The following is a 2459-nucleotide window of genomic DNA, read 5'->3' as shown; positions in this document are numbered from 1 at the left end:
AGCAGTTCTTTTAATCGAGGATTAAATGGAGGTAGCATGAGGAAAATACGTCTCAGAAACATTATTGCTTTCTTTATGTTCAATTTAGTTTTTGATGTCATCCTAGCGCCCTTTATCATTTTCTGGGGGCCATTTGATGCAACGAAAACTTTGGCGGTAGGTTCTGTTCTCACTTCAAGGCATCCACAGGTTGTTAAGGCGTTTCTCTCTGAGGAAGAAATTAGTGAAATAGTAAACAAATATAATAATTCAGATGCAGCATCCAGCATCCCAATCCAGCGGACTGTATCAGATACATCTGCTGGCATTACAATTGAAGATATTAAAGGCAAGGTATTTAAAGGCAAAGTAATGCTAATAAACAATCCGAAACGGATAAAAGTTGCTGTGACAAAGGAATTGGAAGTCACAGGTGAACGGGTAAGCGATTTCGTTAAAGATACAGGAGCCATTGCTGGAATCAATGGCGGAGGATTTTATGACCCTAATGGTGCAGGAAATGGAGCTTTTCCTGACGGATTAACCGTGCATAAGGGAGAAATTGTCCATAACAATGTTGGCAACAAAAGTATAGACATTGTCGCCCTCGATAAGGATGGGAACCTGATCGTTGGACAAATGACTGCTGATGATATAAAAAAGAAAAACATTCAAGAAGCGGTATCTTTCGGGCCGACCTTAATACAGGATGGAAAAAGGGGCGTATTTCAAGACTTTGTTTGGGGGGCTGCCCCACGAACTGCTATCGGGCAGAAAGCAGATGGCACAATTATTCTTGTCGTAATTGATGGTCGACAACTCTCTAGTCTTGGTGCAAAAATGAGCGACCTTTATAATCTCTTCAAAGAGTACGATGCGGTTAATGCGGCCAATCTGGATGGTGGTTCTTCTTCAGAATTAGTATACAACGGAAAAACAATCAGTAAACTTTGGAATATCTTTGGTGAACGATACCTACCGACGGCTATTGTGGTTATGCCAGAAGGCGTCAGTGAGTGAACCAAGTTTGGTTAAAAAGGGGGGGAGTTAAGCATGAGGATGAGACTTCGTATCCTATTATCTTGGATATTAGTTTCACTCATTTTTCAATTTGGAGGGTACTCCCTTCTAAACAAGCAAATCCAAAAAATTATGGGACCGACGGGGACCGATAGTGAACCACCGATCACTTCCCAACTTAAAGCAACCATCCCGGGTTCTGATCTTACAAATATTCAGGTTTCTTACGCCAAGGATTATTTGGCTTATTCAGAAGACGGGACACTTAAAATCTTTAACTTAAAAAAGGGTAACGTTGTTTTTGAAAAAAAATCTCCCTCTGCCACTGATCAGACCTTGGGTGTCCTTAAGTATCAATGGCTGCCCGATCGAAATATCTTACTCTATTTTTTTGCTAAGAAAAATCCTAATGAGGTAACTACAGTAAAAGTGTACCCTTCTAAGACTATAATCTCAACCCCTACAATTGAGTCGAAAACAGAGGACCCGAACCAGGCAAAAATTAAGCCCAAAGAGGTTCCGGTAGAGCCTAGGTATGAAAAACACTATGGAAGTCCACAACTTACAGAACTGTATTCGCTAGAACTCCCAAATAGTGATGATGATACCACTCCGGATGATCAATTACATCCATTTGATCCCCCGAGTGGAAGTGAAGAGATTTCAAAAGGCGGGAAAATTGAAAGATTTGTTGTTTCCACCTCCACTAATTTGACTTATTTAACTGTAATGAAAGACTCGACTCAACAACTCATGAAAATTGGCATTATGAAAGAGGTGAGTGTCCTCAACAAACCAAGAGAACTTATCGATAATATGGCAATCTCTGAACGATATGGAACACTTTATATTGACAGCAAAGTGGGGGCTATCCAGCAAGTTGTCGCAATTCAGTATATTGAAGCGTTAAAGGCTGATAAGCGTCTAGTCATCTCTAAAAATGTTAACGATAGAATCTTAGGAATCAGAAAGGGAAAAGTGTATATTGGAGAAGTGAAAAATGATGTACTCGTAAAGATTAAAACCACGGCTGACCTTCAAGTTGTAAAAGAAAATCCTTCGTTAAAAACTGAATGGGCAGGTACAATTCCCTTGAATAAAGATACCCGTTCACTCATTGGAGTTAACGGACAGATAGTCGTCTATGATGATCAATCAGCCTATGTCGTTACAGACGGTCATCTTGCAGAGGTCAAATTGCATGGGGATGAGAATCATGTCTCTCCCGATGGCGCTGAGCTGATTCAACTTACTAAGGCAGGAACCTCCACCCGTGTCGAAATGCAACTCTTCAAAACATAATAATTGGCTTCTGAATATTCATGGAGAGGATTTACAGAGGTTCAAACATGAAAAAGTATCCGCGCAGGAAAAACATTCGGACAAGCCAAAGAACTGTGTGAAAGCGCGCTATGCTTCCAACAGCCTAGCAAAATTACCGAGTATTTGGAAGCCGTGCG

The 2459-nt window shown here is 40.7% G+C and carries 2 protein-coding genes; both read left to right on the top strand.

The features are described from left to right. Positions 1 to 36: 36 nt before the first annotated feature. Complete coding sequence (locus DOT_RS10395) at positions 37 to 999, top strand: phosphodiester glycosidase family protein (RefSeq protein WP_040411838.1); 963 nt, start codon at positions 37 to 39, stop codon at positions 997 to 999. A gap of 33 nt (positions 1000 to 1032) precedes the next feature. Beyond that, entirely contained in the window at positions 1033 to 2301 is a 1269-nt protein-coding gene (locus DOT_RS10390) for a hypothetical protein (RefSeq protein WP_009618024.1), read from the top strand. The last annotated feature ends 158 nt before the right edge of the window (positions 2302 to 2459 follow it).

The sequence above is a fragment of the Desulfosporosinus sp. OT genome, from assembly GCF_000224515.1.
Taxonomy (GTDB): Bacteria; Bacillota; Desulfitobacteriia; order Desulfitobacteriales; family Desulfitobacteriaceae; genus Desulfosporosinus.
The sequence above is the reverse complement of the archived record's forward strand: the minus strand, read 5'-3'. Positions and strand labels throughout refer to the sequence as shown.